The sequence below is a fragment of the Methylobacter sp. Wu8 genome, assembly GCF_036440755.1.
Taxonomy (GTDB): domain Bacteria; phylum Pseudomonadota; class Gammaproteobacteria; order Methylococcales; family Methylomonadaceae; genus Methylobacter_A; species Methylobacter_A tundripaludum_A.
In genome coordinates this window covers 17,838-37,306 of sequence record NZ_JAZGVT010000058.1, presented here as the reverse complement: position 1 = coordinate 37,306, position 19,469 = coordinate 17,838, and the positions used below count along the sequence as shown (strand labels likewise).

Below are 19,469 nucleotides of genomic sequence, written 5' to 3'. Positions count from 1 at the left end.
TTGGTTGAAAATGTCAACTCAGATTGAAGCTGAAATTAATCATTATTTACTGATGTTACGCATGGATAGTGTTTGTCGCGCTGCATGGATGGAGTGCGTAGAATACACTCAACTCGCGGCGTAGCGCGCCTTTAACCGCATTCCCGCGCAGTGCGGGGGAACGAGAAAAAACGAAGAAATTGGAGTGCAAGCTTTGCCTGCTAATGCAAGCAGAGCTTGCACTCCAGCCAATGCTCTTTCTTATATCGTTTAATTTAACGGGGCTTCCCGTTTAAGGCGGGACATATAAAAGGCTTAACCTCAGGCTGTCCCGGCTTAAGTTGATAGCCCTTACGGTATTGGCTTAAGGGTTTCGTCGCTCTAACTCTGTCTTGGCAACTTTATCGCGCAAGTAAACCGGCATGGCCTGTTCGACCGCAACGGCCAAGCCCTGCTCGAAACCTCGCGCGCCTAAACGGGCAATCGCTCCGGCTCTGGGCAGCAGTTCGGCTTGATAGCGACTGACGCGCCCTGCCAATCGGGCCGTCAATTCCTTGCTGTAAACGCCCCAGCCTGAACCGATACCTACGCCGGTCAGATCGGGGAACTCAACCGCATCGGCCGGAGTCACCGCTTCGTCACCGATCAGTTCGGCATAGCCCTGTGCATCGCGCCGGTAAACGCCCCAGAATATCTCATCCATCCGTGCGTCCATCGCGACAAAGGCGACGTTATCGTCATTGTGATCGAAAAAATCCTGGGCGATAGCCGCCAGCGTGGACACGGGCACGACCGGCAAGTCCGCGCCCAACGCGATGCCCTGGATCACGCCGGTGGCGATACGCACGCCGGTAAACGAGCCGGGGCCGCGGCTGAACGCCAGCGCATCAAGCTGTTGCGGCTTTAAGCCCGCATCCGCCATTAAGGCATCGATCATCGGCAAAATCAGCTTGGTGTGTTCCTTGGGCGCAAGCTCAAAGCGCTCGGCCACTTCGCCGTCAATAAACAGCGCTGCCGAGCAGGCTTCGGTCGATGTTTCTACTGCCAATAGTTTCATTATTCGATCTCTGTGATAATTAAGGAATGTGCGTGAATAACTTTTTAAACCATGAAGAGCATGAAGGACATGAAGAATTTAAGTCTTCATGTCCTTCATGCTCTTCATGGTAATTGATTAAATTTATGCCTGTTCCTGCAAAATCAATATGTAGGGCGTGCCGTGCGCGCCTTAGATCTCAAGGCGCGCACGGCACGCTCTACTGCTCTTCGTCCTGAAAAAACGCCCGCACATCTTCTATATCGCGGGTGCGCTTCATCGCCGGTACGCTGTCTAAAAATATCTGTCCGTATGATTTCTTTAACAATCTGGGATCGCAGACCATCAATACGCCTCTATCCGTCACGTCGCGGATCAAACGGCCTATGCCCTGCCTTAACGCAATCACGGCGGTGGGCAGTTGGTATTCGAAAAACGAGTTCCGCCCCTGTTTGACCATCGCATCCAATCGCGCTTTTAACACCGGGTCGCCGGGCGATGCGAACGGCAGTTTGTCGATAATGACGCAGGATAAGGCCTCGCCTCTGACGTCCACGCCCTCCCAAAAACTCGAGGTGCCGAGCAACACGGCATTGCCCGCCTCTTTAAACTGCTCCAGCAGCAAGGCTTTCGGGCGGCTGCCCTGAATCAGCAACGGATAGTCGATTTTTTTCTCCAATAATTCGGCCGCCTGTTTCAGCGCGCGGTGGCTGGTAAACAGGAAAAACGCCCGGCCCTTGCTGGCCTCCAACACCGGCACCGCAAACTCGATGATCAGCGGGATGAATTCGGGATCATTGGGCTGCGGCAAGCCTTTCGGATGATAAAACAGCGATTGGTGGGCGTAATCGAAAGGGCTGCCCCAACTTGCGCTGGCCGCATTGCTCAGCCCCAGGTTATTGGCGAAATGATCGAACCTGTTCGCCACGCTTAAGGTCGCCGAGGTAAATATCCACGCCGCCTGATGTTGTTGCATAAAGGAACGGAATTCCGCCGCAATATCCAGCGGCGTCCGGCTCAAGGTGAAGGTGTTTTTATAGGTTTCATACCAGCGTATCCATTTGCCGCTGTTGTCTTCCAGGATAATCTTTAGCTGCTGCACCAGTTCGTCGGCGCGCTTGAAACACGAATCCAGGCCCTTGGATTTGACCGACGCCAGTTCCAGCTGGTCGGACAGGCGCTGCAACTGGTCTTTAACCGCCGTCAACGCACCAGCTATTTTCGGATTATTCTCGATGTCCTGCCAGTCGCCGCGTTTAAGCTCGATGCCGAACGCCAGCCGCATGTCTTTAACTTCATGCTCCATGTCTTCGCAGGCGGTGCGCAAGGCGGGCATGTCGGTCGCATCCTTGAAATATTCCATCAACGCGTCTTTGGCCAAGTCGTTCAGCTGCTTGGCGCTGACGGTAATTCCCAAAAAATTGGATGCGGTATCGGCCAGCTGGTGCGCTTCGTCGATGATAACCACCTCGGCGTCGGGCAACAACTCGCCGAAACCGCTGTCGCGTATCGACCAGTCCGCGCACAACAAATGATGATTAACCACCAGGATCTCGCTTTCCTGCGCTTTTTTCCTGGCCTTGACCAGGAAACAGTCGGCGTAATCAGGGCAATCCTGGCCCAGGCAATTATCCAATGACGAAGTCGCCTGATACCAGACCGGGTCGGCCTCCGTCACCTCGGACATTTCCGAGGTATCGCCGGTTTTGGTGCGCTTCGACCAGGAGCTTATTTTTGCCAGAGCGGCGGCATCTTCCTTGCTGAAACCCAGCGTGGAAGTCAGTGCGTTTTTCAGCCGGTAAGTGCATAAATAATTGCTGCGGCCTTTTAGCAGCGCGGCGATAAACGGCGTCTTCATCGCCTTGCGGATCACCGGCAGATCCTTGTTGAACAACTGGTCCTGAAGGTTCTTGGTGCCGGTCGAAATGATGACTTTTTTGCCGGATAAAATCGCGGGTACCAAATAGGCGAAGGTTTTGCCGGTTCCGGTTCCGGCTTCGGCGATTAAATGCTGGTTTGCGTCGATCGCATGGGCAATGGCCTCGGCCATTTCAATCTGGGCCGCCCGCGGCTGATAGCCTGGGATGACTTCGGCCAAGCCGCCGTCACTGCCGAAAAAATGTTTCGTGTCTGTCAATTGAGTCTCTTACACTGTGTTTATTGGCTATTTTAAATTTAATTATCAAGTGCGGTTCATTTTTTTACGATAAATTAAAAATCATCACCACGAAGACACGAAGGACGCGAAGCTTTATTTATTCGTGCCGTTCGTGTCCCGGCAACCGCTCCCGGCCGCATAAACCGCCTGTTTATCAGTGCCTGCCTCTTTCTCGATTTGACTCTCATACCGTCCAATTTACAACGCCATTGACTAATTATTGCTTGTGTAGTCTCATCACACTACGGAGGCCGTGATACAAAATCGCATGCCCCAATTACTAAAATAATAATTAAACCGAGGAAGGCCACATGAAAACGACGACGAATTGCAACCGCAGAAAATTTTTAAAATATGCCGCAATCGGTATCGCCGGAGCGGTCACTTACCCGAGCTGGACGCAAGCGGCCGGCAAATTTACCCGAGTCAATACGCCGTCTGACGATTTTCTTCCCGACGTTGAAATTGAATTGACCATGAACACGGCCGATGTAGCCATTTTAAACGGTGAAAAAACCCGCGTATGGAAAGTCACCGGCAAGGTCATAACAGGCGATTCAAACATTCTTGATAATAATGAAGGCACCTATCTGGCCCCTACCCTGCGCTTTAAAAAAGGCCAGAAAGTCAGGATGATCCTTAATAATGATTTACCGGCGCAATCAATTCTGCACTGGCACGGCCTGCATGTGCCCGCCAACATGGACGGCAACCCGATGTATGCGATCAATCGCGGCGAAACCTATATCTATGAATTCGAGATACTCAACCGGGCGGGCACTTATTTTTATCACGCCCACACCCACGGCGTAACGGCCCGGCAGGTCTATTCCGGCTTGGCCGGCCTGTTACTCGTCAGCGATGACCAGGAACACGCGCTGCATTTGCCGAGCGGCGACCACGACGTGCCGCTGGTGATCCAGGACCGCAGTTTTGACGGCCAAAACCAGCTGGTTTATTCGGCTAGCATGATGCAACGCATGCAGGGCTTTTTAGGCGACCGGATCCTGGTCAACGGCAGGCCTGATTTCGTGTTGCCGGTAGCGACGCGCGCCTATCGGCTTAGGCTGGTCAACGGCTCTAATTCCCGTATCTACAAACTCGCCTGGGATGACGGCACGCCTATGACCGTGATTGGCGTTGACGGCGGCTTACTGGAAAAGCCCGAGCAACACGCTTATGTAATGATGGCGCCGGGACAGCGGCGGGAGCTATGGGTGGACTTTAGCGAACGGACGGTAGGCGCCGAACTGACCTTGCGCAGCCTCCAGTTTGACATCGACATGCACGGCGGCATGATGGGTCACGGTATGATGGGGCACAGGCGCGGTATGATGGGCGGCATGATGTCGGTCAGTACCCTGCCTTCAGGATCGGACTACCCGATCTTAAAAATCCGGGTCGCCAAAAAGGAACAAGGCGACAATACATTGCCGAAGGCGCTGACCCCGATCACCGAACTGCAAACCAAGAACGCTGCCAATGCGAACAATCCGAAAACCATCACCTTATCGATGGAGCACATGTCCGCCCTGCTTAATGGCCGCTCTTATAAAATGGACGACATTCAGCCGGATGAAATTATCCCGGTCAACAGCCTGCAATTAATCGAGTTCGATAACGGTTTTGATGGCGGCATGCACGGCATGATGATGGATATGCCGCATCCGATGCATTTGCATGGCGAACAGTTCCAGATCGTCAAGCGGGAGGTGAGTGCGCATGTGACCGATAACTACGCCACCGTTTCAGCAGGGCTTATAGATGGCGGCTGGCAGGATACGGTTCTGGTGATGCCGGGCGAGAAGGTCACGATATTAAAACCGTTTAACGATTTTAAAGGCCTGTTCATGTACCACTGCCATAACCTGGAACACGAGGATATGGGCATGATGCGGGATTTCCTGATCAAATAAGCTCCATCGCGCTATGGATGGCGCGTTTTCTACGCAGTGACCAGCGAACGCAGTTGGGCGTCTTCAATCAGGATGTGTTTCACCAGCCAGTCGCGCAAATAAGTCAATACATCAAATTGCGCGACCAGCGGATTCGCGTGCAGCTCTTCGTAAAACTCGCAAATTTTCGCCTCGAACGCGTGATGCTGATGTTCCTGGCGATTAAGGCCCTCATAGCCGTAATGCGTCATCATCAATTCCTCGGCGCGAAAATGCACTTTGGCATAAGCATCCAGTGCCTTGACCAGGCGCGCCACTTCGCGGGCTCCGAGCTTATTGCTGACCACCTCGTACAAATCGTTGATCAGGTCAAACAGGTAGCGGTGATGTTCGTCGATGACATCAATACCGACACTGAGGCTTTCATTCCATGGCGCCCACGCGTTTTCTCTCGGTTCGACCGGTGGGAGCATCAATACGTGTTTGGGATCGATGATGTCATCGCGGTACAGCTCGCGCACCCGTAAAATTTCCGGCATGGCAAGCTTAAAGGCGTCGACGATTGCAGGATCAAAATGCTTTCCCGATTCGGAAATAATCCAGGCGGTCGCATCCTCCACGGTCCACGCTTTTTTGTAAGGCCGCTTTGAGGTCAACGCATCGAATACATCGGCCACCGAACAAATCCGGGCCAAAATCGGAATCTGCTCGCCCGCCAAACCTTGCGGGTATCCGGTTCCATCCCAACGCTCATGATGCGAACCGGCAATATCCCGCGCAGCGGCAATCAATGCGTCATTACCCATCAAGATGGAAACGCCGATATTGGTGTGCGTTTTCATGATTTCAAATTCATCATCCGTCAGCTTGCCGGGTTTTAGCAATACCGCATCGGCAATGCCGATTTTTCCCACATCGTGCATCGGCGCCGCAACATAGAGCAACTCCCGCTGATCCGCCGGCAGCCCCATCGCTTTCGCAATCGCCTGGGCAAAGTTGGTCATGCGCATGATGTGCCAACCGGTCTCGTTGTCGCGATACTCGGACGCCACCCCCAAGTTGCGGATTGCATCCGCACGCGCTTCCTCCAGTTCCAGCTCCCGAATACGGAGTGTTTCATTGGTCAGGGCGCGATGAATCAAACTGGAAAGGACATACGCCAATTCATTCATGAAATCGAGATGGGAGGGAGACGACTGATAATCGAGCGGAACAAACATCGTGGTGTAACCGATTCCTTGGCCGTCAATACAAAGCGGCAACAGAAATAGTCGCTGTTGCAACGCCTGTTCATCACCAACGCCGGGGTGGAACGAAACCGTTTCAACCAGGCAGCCCGGCGCAATAACGGCGGATGCAAACACCCCGAAATCCCAGCGCAGCTGCGATTTCCATAAGGGCTCCATGCCGAATTGCGCGACTTGAAAGTAGCGGCCCCGCGGATTAAGCAGCACCATCGCGCCACGCGGTTCTAACGGCAGATCGTGATAGTCGCGCAATATTACAAACAAGCGCTCAAGCAATACATCCAAATCCGATGAAGTGGCGCTGCTGACGGTTAACTCAAACACCCGTTTTCTGATGGACTGCAATGCTTCTTCGTTCATAATAAGTCCTGACGATGATAAAAGAGGGCCGTAGGTGATAACATGAGTACTTTATGCACTGGCGAATCAATAAATATTACGGCCCCAAAACTTATACTAATTTATCATCGTAAACTTAATTTTTTTACAAACCAAGAAATATCTGCCTTTACTCCCGCCGCTTTAGTCAAAATGACAACAGGCGGGCTGACGGGGATAATAGCCACCACGCCCTGATTATTTAACCGCTCGACATGAACAAGATAACCCTCACCGCCTGCCCCGAGTGTGATTTATTGCTTAACCCCACCCAGACTATCGTCGGCGACAAGGCGCATTGCCCCCGTTGCGGCTACCTGCTGCAACGGCCGAGCAAACAAAGCATCGAGCGTACTTTTGCGCTGTCTATCGCCGGGCTGATATTAATGTTTCCGGCCAATTTGATGCCGTTAATCGGCATCAAGATGCTGGGTAATGCGAAAGACGGCACCTTGTGGTCGGGCGTGCTTGCGTTATTCGAGGAACACATGTGGGGCGTTGCGGTACTGGTGTTCTTGTCCAGCATTTTATTTCCGCTGCTGAACATCATTTTGTCCTTGCTGATCAGCGCGCATCTTTATTTTAATAAACCGAACCGGCATCTGGCCCACTGGATGCGCTGGCTGCAACACATTGATGAATGGGCGATGCTGGAAGTCTATATGCTAGGCATTATTGTCGCCTGCGTTAAACTGTCCTCCACGTCCGAGCTTAAGTTCGGTTTTGGACTCTACGCCTTTGTCGCCCTGCTGATCGTAACCGGCATGCTGACCAGCAGCCTGGATAAAGTTCTGTTCTGGCGGCAAATCGGACGATTAAAACCATGAAATCAAAAAAGACAGCCCTGGCTCAAGGCTTTATCCGTTGTCATGATTGCGGCTGTTTATCGAAACGGGCCGACAAAAACAGGCTTTGCCCGTTATGCGGCGGTCAGTTGCATCCCAGGCTACCCAACAGTTTTCAACGTACCGCCGCATTGCTGCTGAGCGCCTTCTGCCTGTATATTCCGGCCAATACTTTTCCGATCATGACCGTTACGAGCCTGGGCGTCGGAGAGCCGCACACCATTATCGGCGGCATTATTGCGTTAGTTAACAGCGGCATGGTGCCGATAGCCCTGCTGGTTCTGGTCGCCAGTATTCTGGTACCCTTGTTAAAACTGCTGGGAATCAGCCTGTTATTGCTCAACGTTCATTATCGCTGGCAAGCCCATGCGAAAAAATGGACTGTCATGTACCGGATTATCGCTTTTGTAGGCCGCTGGTCAATGCTGGATATTTTTATGATTTCAATTCTTGTGTCTTTGGTCGATATGGGCGGTGTCGCGCAGGTTATCGCAGGCCCTGCGGCAACGGCGTTTGCTGCGGTCGTGGTGTTGACCATGTTCGCCGCCAAAAGTTTCGATCCACGTTTAATATGGGATAACCAGCGCTAATATGAATGACTTTATCGACCCTGATGTATCGGAAGTAATCATCAATAAAAGAACCGAGTTGCCTCTGGTGTGGCTCCTGCCGTTAATCGCCCTGCTGGTCAGCGGCTGGTTAATCGCCAAGTCCATTAATGAAAAAGGCCCGGTCATCACGATCAGCTTCCCTACCGCAGAAGGCCTGGAAGTGGATAAAACCAAAATCAAATACCTGAATGTGGAAGTCGGCAAAGTCACCGCGATCACCATCAGTGACGATTTAAAAACCATCCTGATTACCGCGCAAATGAACAGCTCGGCGGCCGACTATTTGAACCAGAACACCAGCTTCTGGGTGGTGCGGCCCCAGGTGGGCTTGGGCGGCATTTCAGGCCTTGGCACACTGCTCTCGGGGCCTTATATAGAGGTCAAACCGGGCGACGGTTCCAGGCAAGATCATTTTGTCGGGCTGACCGCGCCGCCCTTGTTGAAAAACAATGCCGAAGGCACACATTTCATTCTGGAAACCAATAATCTGGGCTCTATGAGGCCCGGAACGCCGATCAATTTTCACGGCATAACCGTCGGTGAAGTACTCAGCCACAAATTATCCGATGAAGCGAACTCGATACGCCTGACCGTTTTCATCAACAAACCTTACGACCAGTTCATCAGGAAAAATACCCGTTTCTGGATAGACAGCGGCGTCGATTTATCCGCCGGGGCCGATGGTTTTAAAGTCAGGACCGGGCCGTTGATTTCCTTGTTAAGCGGCGGCATTGCCTTTCGCGCCTCTGCGGAGGACAGCATTGAAAATATCCAGCCTGAAAACACCATTTTTCAACTGTACGATACCTATGATCTGTCGACTCAAGTTGTGTATCAAAACACATTGAAATACGTCATGTATTTTAACGGCTCCGTGCGCGGATTAACCGTAGGTGCGCCGGTACAATTACGCGGCATCGCCATCGGCAAGGTCACCGACATCAGCCTGGAACTGGACAAGAAGACCGCTGAAATCCACATTCCGGTCACCGTGGAGTTAGAACCGGCGCGCATCAAGGAAATCAATAACGACAGCAACATCAGCGATAAGGATATTATGGCGCAGCTGATCAACAAAGGCCTGCGCGCGCAATTGCAAACCGGCAGCCTGCTGACCGGACAATTGCTGGTCGATCTTGATTTTCACCCGAAAAGCAAAATTGTGTTGAGCGACAATCAAAGCGTTTATCCCGAGTTCCCGACCACCGCCAGCTCATTGGATCAATTCACCCATTCCGCGAACATCATCATGGATAAAATCGCCAAATTGCCGCTGGAGGACTTGACGATTGAAGCCAATAAAACCCTGCAAACCTTGCAAGGCACCTCAAAGGCGGCAACCGGCATGCTGACCACCGCCCAAGGAACGCTCGATACCGCCGACAAAACCATGAATTCGGCGCACCAGGTATTGAGCATTATGGAACCCGGCTCCACCACCCACTACGAACTGGAACGGCTGTTGCAGGAACTGACCCAGGCGGCAAGTTCGGTCAAACAACTGACCGACTACCTGGAACAAAACCCCAACTCATTAATTCGCGGCAAAGAAGAGCAGTAATATGGCAAATCAACTTTCAAAATGGTTACTACCGGTCTCGGCCTGCACCCTGCTCTCGGCATGCCTGTCGACGCCGCCCACCCATTTTTATGTATTGGAACCGCTGAGTGAGTCGCCCCCACCCTCAACGACAACTGAAACAAAACGCCAAATCGGCATCGGTCCCGTATCCATACCGGCATTACTTGAGCGTAAGCAGATTGTCACCCGGCTGCCGGATAACAGCGTAAACATTGCCGAATTTCATCAATGGGCGTCGCCGTTAAAAGATAATGTCGCCCAGGTGTTAACCCACAACCTGGCGACACTACAAACAGGCGACCTGATCAGGGCCTATCCCTGGAGCGCTTACGGAGCGGTCGACTATCGGATCATCATAGACATCATCAGATTCGACGCCAACCCGGAGCAGGCCGTAAATTTTGAAGCCCGTTGGTCGATCATGAATGAAAAAAACCATACCCTTATAAGCAATGGTCACTCCAAAACCGAACACCGGTTGGATGACTCGTCCTACCCGTCGACCGTCAAAGCTCTCAGCAAAGTCCTGAGTGAATTCAGCCAGGAATTGTCTATAGCGCTGGGTAAGATAAAGTAAAGCCGGGTATTTTGTCCTTGGATTTACTTAGAAAATCCTTTAGAATTACCGGATAAATATTGGGATGTTAGCTCAGTTGGTAGAGCAGTGGACTCTTAATCCATGGGTCCAGGGTTCGAATCCCTGACGTCCCACCAATAATATCAAGGCCTTACAGGTTTATGTTTGTAAGGCCTTTTTTGTTTGCTTTGAAATTGCACCCCGTCTGCAACCTCGTTTACTCAAAATTCGGGACACCCTCTGAATATGATCCTTACTGACGACTCCTTTTATAATCCGAATTTCAAATGCCTCGCACGTTTGCCTAACCAATTCCTTGACTCGTCTACCTACATCACCTTTCCAAACCTTTGGTGCGCAAGCGCGTCCTACTCGATTAACATTTGTTTGCGACCTATTTTTCTTAACTTTTAGTGGCAGTGAGGCAACGTAAAGGAGCTGGACAACGCTCACGTTACAGCATCACAACGGCGTTGCTCGAGCTGCGCATACAGTGGCGCGACTCGTTGTTGCAGTATCGGGTGCGATGAGACTGGCGTCGCATCGGCGCTGAACCGGATGCCCTGGCTTTTGGCATGAAAACCGGCCCGTTGCCGCATGCGCTCCAGTTGTTCCAACGTGCAATCGAGCCCTTGCCTGGGCAACAGATCTTGCCACAGGGCATCCGGCAATTGCCGGTAATTGATTAATTGCAAGTGTTCTACATTGGCGAGCGCCGCTTCGAAGAAGCCGGCCAAAACCTTGGTGCAATAGCCGTCCAAATCCCCTGCCTCCAATGTTTCCGCCGCCAGCGACGCGATCATGCCGGGCACCATCTGCGGTCCGCGCTGGCGTCGATGCGAAGCCAGTACGGCTTCCGGTTCGCGGTAGAGAAACCAACATGGCGTATTCGGGAAAGCGGCGCGAAATATCGGCAAAAATTGAGTATGCCAGCTATCGAGCTTGATGAAAAAGTGAGTTTCTTCGGGGGTTCGCTGTTGCCCCAAGGCCAGAATTAATTGCCTAAGGTTCGCGCTGCCGCCACTGGTTTCAGGCTCTGTTTGATGGCTATTTAAGAAAGCATCAATGACCGGCGGCTCCGACATCACAATACAACAGGACAGGGTTGACAATAATTGGGTCAGCAAGGTAGAGCCGCAACGCGAGGTATGAAAAATAAACGCGCTCGGCATCAGCCCCGGTTCCAGACGCTTCAACCAGTCGAATCCTGTGCGGCAGATATAACGTTGCGCCGGATTTTGCTGTTGCAATGTATCGGTAAAAAACGAAGCGGTAAAGCGGCCTTGGACATGCCGCCAAACGACTTCCCGTCCTTGCAGACTTACCGGAAACCAATTGCGCAACGATGCCAAAGCGTCGACTGCAACAGGTCGACCGCGTAATAACTGCTGGTCATTCAACATGGGATAGTATGAGAAGGAAGGCGCGGACAAGCCGCGCCTAGCAGGTTTAATTTCTGGAAGGGAAAATGCCTTCCATCGCAATTATGTAGTTAAGCCCAATATAGGGAGGCATGGTGGAAATGTTGGCACTGGTTATAACTGGAGCCGTCACTGCAGAACCTGTCCCAGTGGTACCTGAATTAACATTAGCATTACCTACAAGCGTAGTCGTTACACTTTGGCTATTGAGTGCAACCAAATCCGTAGCGGGACCGGTTGTGGCCTGATACATTGCAGCGGAGGTTGGGCCTGTACCGGTAGTGCACAAGGTTGCGTTAGCAGCGGGCGCCGTTGCTCCCGGCCCCTTCGAAGTGGCATTGAGCGTTGAGGAAGCCGTGAATGCACTTCCCGGTACAGTTACGGCATGGTTGTGTTGAGGCAGATTATTGATACCTATTGTAAATGATACCGAGCCAGAGCTAACCACAGTTGCAGTATTTGCACCACCCTTTAAACCCTGCGGAACATTCATCAAACCCGGCCCTTGGGCCTGCGACCCGACGACGACCCGGCCGCGCAGATCGGGTATGCCGAAAGTGTTCTGCCCATCCCCGCCATACATGGTGCCTAATAACGCAAACATTGCCGCATTCTGCTGAATCGGCACTGTTTGACCATTGCAAAACAGCCAGCCTCTTGGCGGATAATTAAATCCCACTGCCAGAACGCTTCCCATAAATGCATCCATAATAAACTCCTGCTTTTACTCTATATGATTGAAATGCAACGGCAATAGACCGCTGCACAATAAGATCGCCTAGTATTTAATCACGCAAACAGGGTTATGTTTTTTAGTAAAAAGCCTTAAAAAACAGCCCACACAAAACAATACGCCCCCGATTTTTTTGAAATTAAGCACTGGTTACCGGTAATACAATTTTACTCAAACTCCAATCGGTAAGATGAAACTAAGGTTTGAATTTAATTCACAGCCGCAATTTATTGTTTACTTAATTGGAAAAGTCAGTGCTATGCCCAATTTTTACTTCTAGCCAAGCTAGTCAGCTGACCGGGGCGAAAGATAGCAGAACATATCGTTAAATAAAACAAAAAAGATCAGGGGCTAGTCGGACCGGCGAGCAATTTACGCGGCATCGACAAATAAATGACTGAATATATTGATTAAATCCCCAACTTTTCTTTCACAGAGCCGCGCACTACTGCCGATATTATTTTATTAAGAGAGAGAAAGCGCAACTATCGCTTAATTGTGTTTATTTAGCGCGCCGCATCCAATCGATTAGCCAAACTCAATGCTGCCGCAGTGCCGCTTTGCCTCAATTCAGCAATAACTTCCAGTACATTAGCATCGGTGATACTGGGGTCGCCATATTTCGGTTCGGGATTAGCAACAAATCCGGCAGCGTTAAATATATCGGTCAGCCATTGGTTCGGGATGCAATCAAGCACTAAATGAATACGATGCACCTTGCTAGAGTTTTCAACCCGGTGCCTGCAATTGGCATTCATGTACCAAGTGCCGCCCGCGGTAAAATGAATCGGCTCGCCATCCAGCCAGAATAATACCTCAGGATCGGTGATAACAGGAATATGCAAGCGCGCCAAGCCATCTTCGAAATTGGTTCCGGGATCGGTATGCTCGTGGATGACGCCGCCGGGCGCCAATGCCATCAAGCGCACGGCGCAAGTTTCGCATTTGAAGCGTTGCAGAACCTGCTGAAAATAAGGGCAGTGCGCCAATAGCGGCGTATCCAGGAATTGATTATTCGAAAATGCCAAAATATCGTCGCTACGTCCATGTGGAGAACGCAACGCCTGACAGTGCCAATACCCGGCGCCGGCAGCCTGGTCATTGTAATGAGGCACCCATTGATCCGGCATTACGCGCTGCAAATCGATTTGCAATGCGGTCAGATCGAATTCGAACGGCAAACGCAAATAGCGGGTAACCTGTTTCATACCGTAATTCCAGCTCGCCAGCGCATCTGTTCGCTCAGTGCATCTTCGTCAACAATTTGGAAGCCGGCAGAAAGATAGAGCCGGCGCGCTTTGAAGTTATTTTTTACCACACGCAAACTCAAGCTTACCTGATGGGTTCCGGCCATTTGTTGAAGGTACTGCAACATATATCGCGCCAAACCCTGTCCTTGAGCGCTAGGCAGGACTGCAATGTCGATCAGGCGAATATCGCCGGTAGCATGCTCGTATATCATGCGCCCCAGCGCTTGACTTTGAGATTCGAGAATTTTGGTTTGAGCATTTGGATAGTTCTGCTGCACTCCAAATGCATGAATCTGCTGCTGAGATCGAACCAAGTTGTCGATAAAGACCGGATCCATCGGTAACATGAGCAAATCTTCGCGGGTTGAGCGGTAAAGTATGTCGATAAATTCTTGATCGCGCTCATGAACGGAACGTAAATGAAAATCGGGCGGCGACATATCTATAAATTTTTTTACGAAGTTTAAAATATTTTTTCTGCTATCATGCACTCCGTCGGCTTTTGACGCAACTCTATCTAAAGGTTAGCAATGAATCTTAGTCTTGAACAAGCCTCTCCGTTAGTGGGCACAAACTTTACAATACACACACAAGCAGGCCTAATCGACTTGCAATTAATCGATGTAGCGGAATTACCGCGCCGCAATATACCGGAACAATTTCGCACTCCGTTATCATTGGTCTTTACAGGGCCGCCCGATATACTGTTGACGCAAGATATTTATCTTGTTGAGCATGCCGAATTGGGACAGAATCAATGGCTGATGGGGCCTATATTATCAATCAACCCGGGGGTTAATGATAACAAACTCTACTATGAGATAATGTTTGCTTGAGAATAGCAGGTTCGCCGCACAATAATCCAAGCAGAACCCATCATTAAAAGCCATGCAATCGGGCAAGTCTGTTTTATCGGTCCGAGGTGACGAGCCGTCCGTCACCCATCCGGCTTACCTCGCCAAGCTGAAAACTGAGCACAAACCCCGTGCTTTGGGTTAGTTCGATTCTGTTGAGACTTTCAAGGATTGGCGATTTCTAAATTTATCTTTAAATGGGTGATTTATACTTGAAGCAGCCAATACATTGCTATTCCCTTAACCAACGTTGCATCTGTGGAAACGCTTTCCAGCCTAATTGCTCGGCCTTGCTCGGTTCCGCAGTCAACCCCATCCACTGCAACAGTGGTACTCCCAGATTGCTGCCGTTGCTAAAAATATCTATCAACCATTCCGATTCGCCTTTATAGCCATCGGGATGAAACACAACTTCCGGCTTCAGGTTTAAATGCACCAGCGCCGCCCACGACCAAGCTAACGCAGCTATTTCATCACCGGCATTTTTGCTGACGTCGTTACATAAAATGTTGCGTTGCGCACCGTCCATAACGGCTAAATGTCCGGCCTCATGCAATAAATCTCCCGGATATTTCAACTTGGTTTCGTCCACTACCAATACGCCTTTATCGATCAAAATACCGGGCAAAACAACATTATCGGGAATTTCTCCTGCCTGTACAGGGATACCTATTTCGGAAATAAAATCGGTGATTTGTTGGGTTAATGGATTTGCAAATACAACCATATTTTTCTCCTCGTGGGTTATTATTTTAGATATATTTGTTCAAGCCGATAATCCTGATTTTTGACGATCTCGTCAAAAATTGACCAACAGTTGCTAAATTAATATTTCAACTGGTACAAATAACGGGATAAAGCGTTCTAATGAAGAAATTATCAATAATATTATAACGGCAAAAGTTGGCTGCTTTACTGACTAACAGGCATAAAAAAACCGTAGCTCCCGAAAAAGCTACGGTTTTGTTTGCCGGCAATTAGACGATTGTTACTTCTTCTGCTTGCGGGCCTTTTTGTCCTTGAGTGACAGTAAACTGTACTTTCTGTCCTTCATCAAGAGATTTAAAGCCGGAGCTGTTGATGTTGCGAAAGTGAACAAAAACATCTGGGCCGTTTTCTTGCTGAATGAAACCAAAACCTTTTTCAGCGTTAAACCATTTAACTATACCTGTAGTCATTTTGTGTAATCCTAATTTGTAGTAATTGAAGCCTTATAAAGGCCGATGGAGCTGGGAAATTAAAGAATTACTTAATGATAACGGAAGAACAATTACATGACGAACTTCGTAGCGGTAAGCATAACGGTAAAACAATTTCAAGCTGAGCGCATTCTATAGACGCGCAATGGCAATGTCAAGCCTTTCAGTTTAGCGATGCGACAAAGAGATGGCGGCTTGAAGAATTGAATGTGCTAACGAATAGAGCAAGCGGTCACAAAATACATCGTGCGCGCAGGATGTTAGGTGGCGGAGAGAGAGGGGTTCGAACCCTCGATACGTTGCCGTATACACACTTTCCAGGCGTGCGCCTTCGACCACTCGGCCATCTCTCCTAACTATTTTTTTTGCTCCCCGCAGATAGCGGGAAGCCGCGTAGAATAATCGATATTGCGTTTTAGCGCAATGGCCTTTCTGCTTTTGGTAACCGCCGCTTGCTTAGCGCATCGCTTCCAGCTCATCCCACCGGTGATAAACCCGCTCCAGTTCGGCATCGATCAGTTTCAGTTCGTCCAGTGTCTTGGCAACGACAGCTTGGTCTTTTTTATAGAACTCCGGCGCACTGATTTGCTGGTTTAATTCCGCTTGCCGGGTTTCCAGATCATTAATCAGTTCCGGCAACTTATCCAGTTCCTGCTGCTCCTTAAAGCTTAATTTCTTTTTGGCTGCGGTAGGCGCGGAAGTCTGTGCCGCCGGTTTTTCCTGCTTGGTCACCTTGGCAGTTGTTTCGGCCTGTTTCGCCTGCTTGACATGGTTCAGCCAATCGCTGTAACCGCCGACAAACTCATCGACGTCCCCTGAGCCGTCAAGCACAAAGACGCTGGTCACGACGTTGTCCAGGAAAGCCCGGTCATGGCTGACCAGCAACAAGGTGCCGTCAAAATCGACCAGTTTTTCTTCCAACAATTCCAGGGTTTCCAAATCCAGGTCATTGGTTGGTTCGTCCATAACGATCAGGTTGGACGGCTTGGTAAACAGCCTGGCCAGCAGCAAACGGTTTTTCTCGCCGCCCGACAAACTTTTTACCGGGGAACGCGCCCTGGCCGGAGCAAACAGAAAATCCCCCAGATACGACATCACATGTCTTTTGTTTCCGGCGATTTCGACAAAATCGTTGCCGTCGGCGACGGTGTCGGCGACAGTCATTTCCGGGTCGAGCTGGTCGCGCAACTGGTCGAAGTAGGCGATTTCAAGCCGGGTACCCTGCTCTACCGCGCCGCTGTCCGGTTCCAGCTGCTTTAACAGCAATTTCAACAACGTCGATTTGCCTGCGCCGTTCGCGCCGATCAAACCGATTTTGTCGCCCCGCTGAATCAGCGTGGAAAAATGCTTGATAATCTGCCGGTCCTGGTAAGCAAAGCTGATGTCGTTGACTTCGATCACTTTCTTACCGGACGCATCGCCCCGGTCCAGGGATATTTTGCTGGTGCCTTGGGTGTTGCGGCGCTGGGCGCGTTCGTTACGCAATTTCTCCAACGCCCTGACGCGGCCTTCATTACGTGTGCGCCGGGCTTTTACGCCTTGCCTGATCCAGACTTCCTCGTCGGCCAGCTTCTTGTCGAACTCGGCATTCTGGTTGGCTTCGTCCTCCAGCGCGGCGGCCTTGCGAGTCAAAAAATCGTCATAACTGCCCTGCCAGGACACCAGATTGCCGCGATCCAGATCGATAATGCGGGTCGCCAATTTTTGCAGGAACGAGCGATCATGGGTCACAAACAATACCGCGCCTTGGAAATTGAGGATTTGTTCTTCCAGCCAGCTGATGCTTTCAAAATCCAGATGGTTGGTCGGTTCATCCAGCAACAACACTTCCGGCTCTATGACCAGAGCTCTGGCCAAGGCTACGCGGCGCTTCCAACCGCCGGACAAGCCGCTGATTTTCAATTCGCCGGGCAAGTCCAACTTGCTTAAGGTGGTTTCGACTCGCTGCTGGAAATGCCAGCCGTTATGGGCTTCCAGCTTGTGCTGCAAATCGCCCAGCTCATTCAAGGCCTTTTCATCATCGTAATCCATCGTTAACGACAGCGCATGATAACGGGTGATCCACTCGCCCAGTTCGCCCAGACCACCGGCAACGGCATCGTAGATGGTCGCATCGTCAGGCAATTCGGGCGTTTGCTCCAGACATGCCAACCTTAATCCCGGTTGCCGCCAAATCTCGCCGTGATCGGCCTGGATGTTGCCGGCAATGATCTTCATCAAGGTCGATTTGCCCTCGCCGTTGCGACCTAACAAGCCTACCCGCTCCCCGGCATCCAGCTGAAAATCGGCATTGTTTAATAAAGCGTGAGTTCCGTAAGCAATGGAAACGTTGGACAATCGTAATAAGGGCATTTTAAAGTTCTTTATGTTGTAAATAGCGTCGTAATAAATCCAGTGCCAGCAACGCCGCCTGATTTTGCTTGACGTTGATAGGACCTGCCACGGAATGGGTGGTTTGATGAAATCCGTCTCCAGTCAGCAACGTATTATATAGAATAATGGCCCGGTCTTTATCGCGAAATGTTTTATTGTCTCCGCCATTCAGCTGAACCAGCACAAAATCGGCCGCGCTGGTCTTTTGTATTTCAGCGGCAATGGCCTGTGCGGTTGCCGGTAAATCATATGAAATACATTCCTGTATTTCACCCTTCGGGCCAGCTGTTGGCTGTTCAAGTTCGCTCCCGGCGAATTTGTCGGCATTGACGGTAACCGCAAGTTTTTGCACCAACCTTTCCACCGACTGCTCATAGCGTGCTTCCAGCAGCCAATCTGCGCCTACGCACTTGGCCGCCAGCAATCCTTGACTGACTGTTTCCACGACAGCCAGCGTGTATTTTCCGGCCGTCATCAGCCGATCAATCACAAAGGCCAAGTCGCCGCCGGCCTGCCCGAAACCGTCAATGGCAAAAACATGATCGCCCAGTTGACCTGCAACTTCGGACACCAATGCCGTCATGTCTGCTTCGGGATAATCATGCGGAAACAGCAACTTGGTTTGCACATCATCGGGACTCGCCCGAAAACCCAACTGCACTTGAGCCGGAATTTCAACACCGCCGATGAGTTGCTGAATCGATGACTCGCCTATGCCGAGGGTTTTGATGCTAACCAGCTTGCCGGGCCGCAATAAAAACCGGCTTGCCAATGTCGGCTGTATGGACTCCAGGAACAAATGGCGCATTTCCGAAGGCACGCCCGGCACAAAGGAAAACCAGCAGCGCCCGGCTTGCAAGGAAAAACCCGGCGCAGTACCCCAGGCATTGTCGATACGCTCCGCACCTTTCGGAAACATCGCCTGCTTGCGGTTCGACTCGGGCATGACCCGGTTTCTGCGCGCAAAAAACCGTTGAATCTGTTCAAAGGCAATCCCGTCGAATTCCAGCGGCAGGCCGAACGCCTTGGCGACAGCCTCGGCGGTCAAATCGTCGCTGGTAGGCCCGAGCCCGCCCGTGCAAATGCAACAATCCGCACGCTGTGCAATTTCCCGCAGCAGCGCGATCAAATCATCCAGCTTGTCGCCTACGGCGGTATGCCGCGCGACCGTAAAGCCCAGGGCTACGGCCCGCTCCGACAACCAGGCCGCATTGGTATCGACGATTTGCCCGGTCACGACTTCTTCGCCTTGGGAGAATATTTCTAATATTGGATTCATGTTGTCAATCGGTGCTATTGGGTTTGTGTGCCGGCCATAGTCTGATAACCCG

The 19,469-nt window shown here is 51.0% G+C and carries 17 protein-coding genes, 2 tRNA genes and 1 pseudogene; 7 read left to right on the top strand and 13 right to left on the bottom strand.

The genetic code is table 11. The features are described 5' to 3' along the window. Window positions 1-343: 343 nt before the first annotated feature. On the bottom strand, window positions 344-1,036 hold the full coding sequence (gene tsaB, locus V3O24_RS08565; protein ID WP_331306938.1) for a tRNA (adenosine(37)-N6)-threonylcarbamoyltransferase complex dimerization subunit type 1 TsaB: 693 nt from the start codon (window positions 1,034-1,036) through the stop codon (window positions 344-346). A 199-nt stretch (window positions 1,037-1,235) separates the two neighbouring features. After that, on the bottom strand, window positions 1,236-3,152 hold the full coding sequence (locus V3O24_RS08560) for an ATP-dependent DNA helicase (protein WP_331306937.1): 1,917 nt from the start codon (window positions 3,150-3,152) through the stop codon (window positions 1,236-1,238). A gap of 332 nt (window positions 3,153-3,484) precedes the next feature. Here V3O24_RS08560 and V3O24_RS08555 point away from each other — a divergent pair, with 332 nt between their 5' ends. Then, the gene (locus V3O24_RS08555; protein ID WP_331306936.1) at window positions 3,485-5,089 is read left to right on the top strand and encodes a multicopper oxidase domain-containing protein; all 1,605 of its coding nucleotides are present in this window, start codon (window positions 3,485-3,487) and stop codon (window positions 5,087-5,089) included. Window positions 5,090-5,118: 29 nt separating this feature from the next. On the opposite strand, the gene V3O24_RS08550 is transcribed toward V3O24_RS08555, so the two are convergent. Continuing rightward, on the bottom strand, window positions 5,119-6,675 hold the full coding sequence (locus tag V3O24_RS08550; protein ID WP_331306935.1) for a bacteriohemerythrin: 1,557 nt from the start codon (window positions 6,673-6,675) through the stop codon (window positions 5,119-5,121). Between the two features lie 233 nt (window positions 6,676-6,908). On the opposite strand from V3O24_RS08550, the gene V3O24_RS08545 reads away from it, so the two are divergent. From V3O24_RS08545 to V3O24_RS08525, 5 genes are all read left to right on the top strand, one after another. Continuing rightward, a complete protein-coding gene (locus tag V3O24_RS08545) occupies window positions 6,909-7,520 on the top strand; it encodes a paraquat-inducible protein A (protein WP_331306933.1) in 612 nt (203 codons plus the stop codon). Beyond that, complete coding sequence (locus V3O24_RS08540) at window positions 7,517-8,128, top strand: paraquat-inducible protein A (RefSeq protein WP_104423561.1); 612 nt, start codon at window positions 7,517-7,519, stop codon at window positions 8,126-8,128. Before V3O24_RS08545 ends, V3O24_RS08540 begins: the two co-directional genes overlap by 4 nt. Before the next feature lies 1 nt (window position 8,129). Then, on the top strand, window positions 8,130-9,710 hold the full coding sequence (locus tag V3O24_RS08535) for an MlaD family protein (RefSeq protein ID WP_104423562.1): 1,581 nt from the start codon (window positions 8,130-8,132) through the stop codon (window positions 9,708-9,710). 1 nt (window position 9,711) lies between these two features. Continuing rightward, on the top strand, window positions 9,712-10,308 hold the full coding sequence (locus tag V3O24_RS08530) for a PqiC family protein (RefSeq protein ID WP_331306932.1): 597 nt from the start codon (window positions 9,712-9,714) through the stop codon (window positions 10,306-10,308). A 61-nt stretch (window positions 10,309-10,369) separates the two neighbouring features. After that, window positions 10,370-10,445: transfer RNA gene (locus tag V3O24_RS08525), tRNA-Lys, on the top strand. Window positions 10,446-10,551: 106 nt separating this feature from the next. Here V3O24_RS08525 and V3O24_RS08520 read toward each other — a convergent pair. The 5 genes and pseudogenes from V3O24_RS08520 to V3O24_RS08500 all read right to left on the bottom strand — a co-directional run. After that, window positions 10,552-10,659 (bottom strand): annotated as a pseudogene (locus tag V3O24_RS08520) (transposase); the annotation flags it as partial. Between the two features lie 98 nt (window positions 10,660-10,757). Continuing rightward, on the bottom strand, window positions 10,758-11,711 hold the full coding sequence (locus V3O24_RS08515) for a hypothetical protein (protein WP_331306931.1): 954 nt from the start codon (window positions 11,709-11,711) through the stop codon (window positions 10,758-10,760). A gap of 46 nt (window positions 11,712-11,757) precedes the next feature. Continuing rightward, on the bottom strand, window positions 11,758-12,438 hold the full coding sequence (locus V3O24_RS08510) for a tail fiber protein (RefSeq protein ID WP_104423565.1): 681 nt from the start codon (window positions 12,436-12,438) through the stop codon (window positions 11,758-11,760). Between the two features lie 530 nt (window positions 12,439-12,968). Then, entirely contained in the window at window positions 12,969-13,670 is a 702-nt protein-coding gene (locus tag V3O24_RS08505; RefSeq protein ID WP_331306930.1) for an aspartyl/asparaginyl beta-hydroxylase domain-containing protein, read from the bottom strand. Further along, the gene (locus tag V3O24_RS08500) at window positions 13,667-14,203 is read right to left on the bottom strand and encodes a GNAT family N-acetyltransferase (RefSeq protein WP_331306929.1); all 537 of its coding nucleotides are present in this window, start codon (window positions 14,201-14,203) and stop codon (window positions 13,667-13,669) included. The genes V3O24_RS08505 and V3O24_RS08500 overlap by 4 nt, the downstream gene beginning before the upstream one ends. A gap of 39 nt (window positions 14,204-14,242) precedes the next feature. Here V3O24_RS08500 and V3O24_RS08495 point away from each other — a divergent pair, with 39 nt between their 5' ends. Next, on the top strand, window positions 14,243-14,548 hold the full coding sequence (locus tag V3O24_RS08495) for a hypothetical protein (RefSeq protein WP_331306927.1): 306 nt from the start codon (window positions 14,243-14,245) through the stop codon (window positions 14,546-14,548). A gap of 250 nt (window positions 14,549-14,798) precedes the next feature. Here V3O24_RS08495 and V3O24_RS08490 read toward each other — a convergent pair whose 3' ends face one another. The 5 genes from V3O24_RS08490 to V3O24_RS08470 form a co-directional block, all read right to left on the bottom strand. Continuing rightward, window positions 14,799-15,293, bottom strand: a complete 495-nt coding sequence (locus tag V3O24_RS08490; protein ID WP_104423569.1) for a hypothetical protein — start codon at window positions 15,291-15,293, stop codon at window positions 14,799-14,801. Between the two features lie 250 nt (window positions 15,294-15,543). After that, window positions 15,544-15,744 carry a cold-shock protein gene (locus V3O24_RS08485; RefSeq protein WP_104423570.1) on the bottom strand — a complete coding sequence of 67 codons (201 nt, stop codon included), beginning with the start codon at window positions 15,742-15,744 and terminating at the stop codon, window positions 15,544-15,546. 286 nt (window positions 15,745-16,030) lie between these two features. Further along, window positions 16,031-16,118: transfer RNA gene (locus tag V3O24_RS08480), tRNA-Ser, on the bottom strand. 103 nt (window positions 16,119-16,221) lie between these two features. Then, window positions 16,222-18,117 (bottom strand): ATP-binding cassette domain-containing protein, encoded by a 1,896-nt coding sequence (locus V3O24_RS08475; protein ID WP_331306926.1) that lies wholly within the window; start codon window positions 18,115-18,117, stop codon window positions 16,222-16,224. 1 nt (window position 18,118) lies between these two features. Beyond that, window positions 18,119-19,417: a competence/damage-inducible protein A gene (locus V3O24_RS08470; protein ID WP_331306925.1), complete on the bottom strand. Its 1,299-nt coding sequence runs from the start codon at window positions 19,415-19,417 to the stop codon at window positions 18,119-18,121. Window positions 19,418-19,469: the final 52 nt, after the last annotated feature.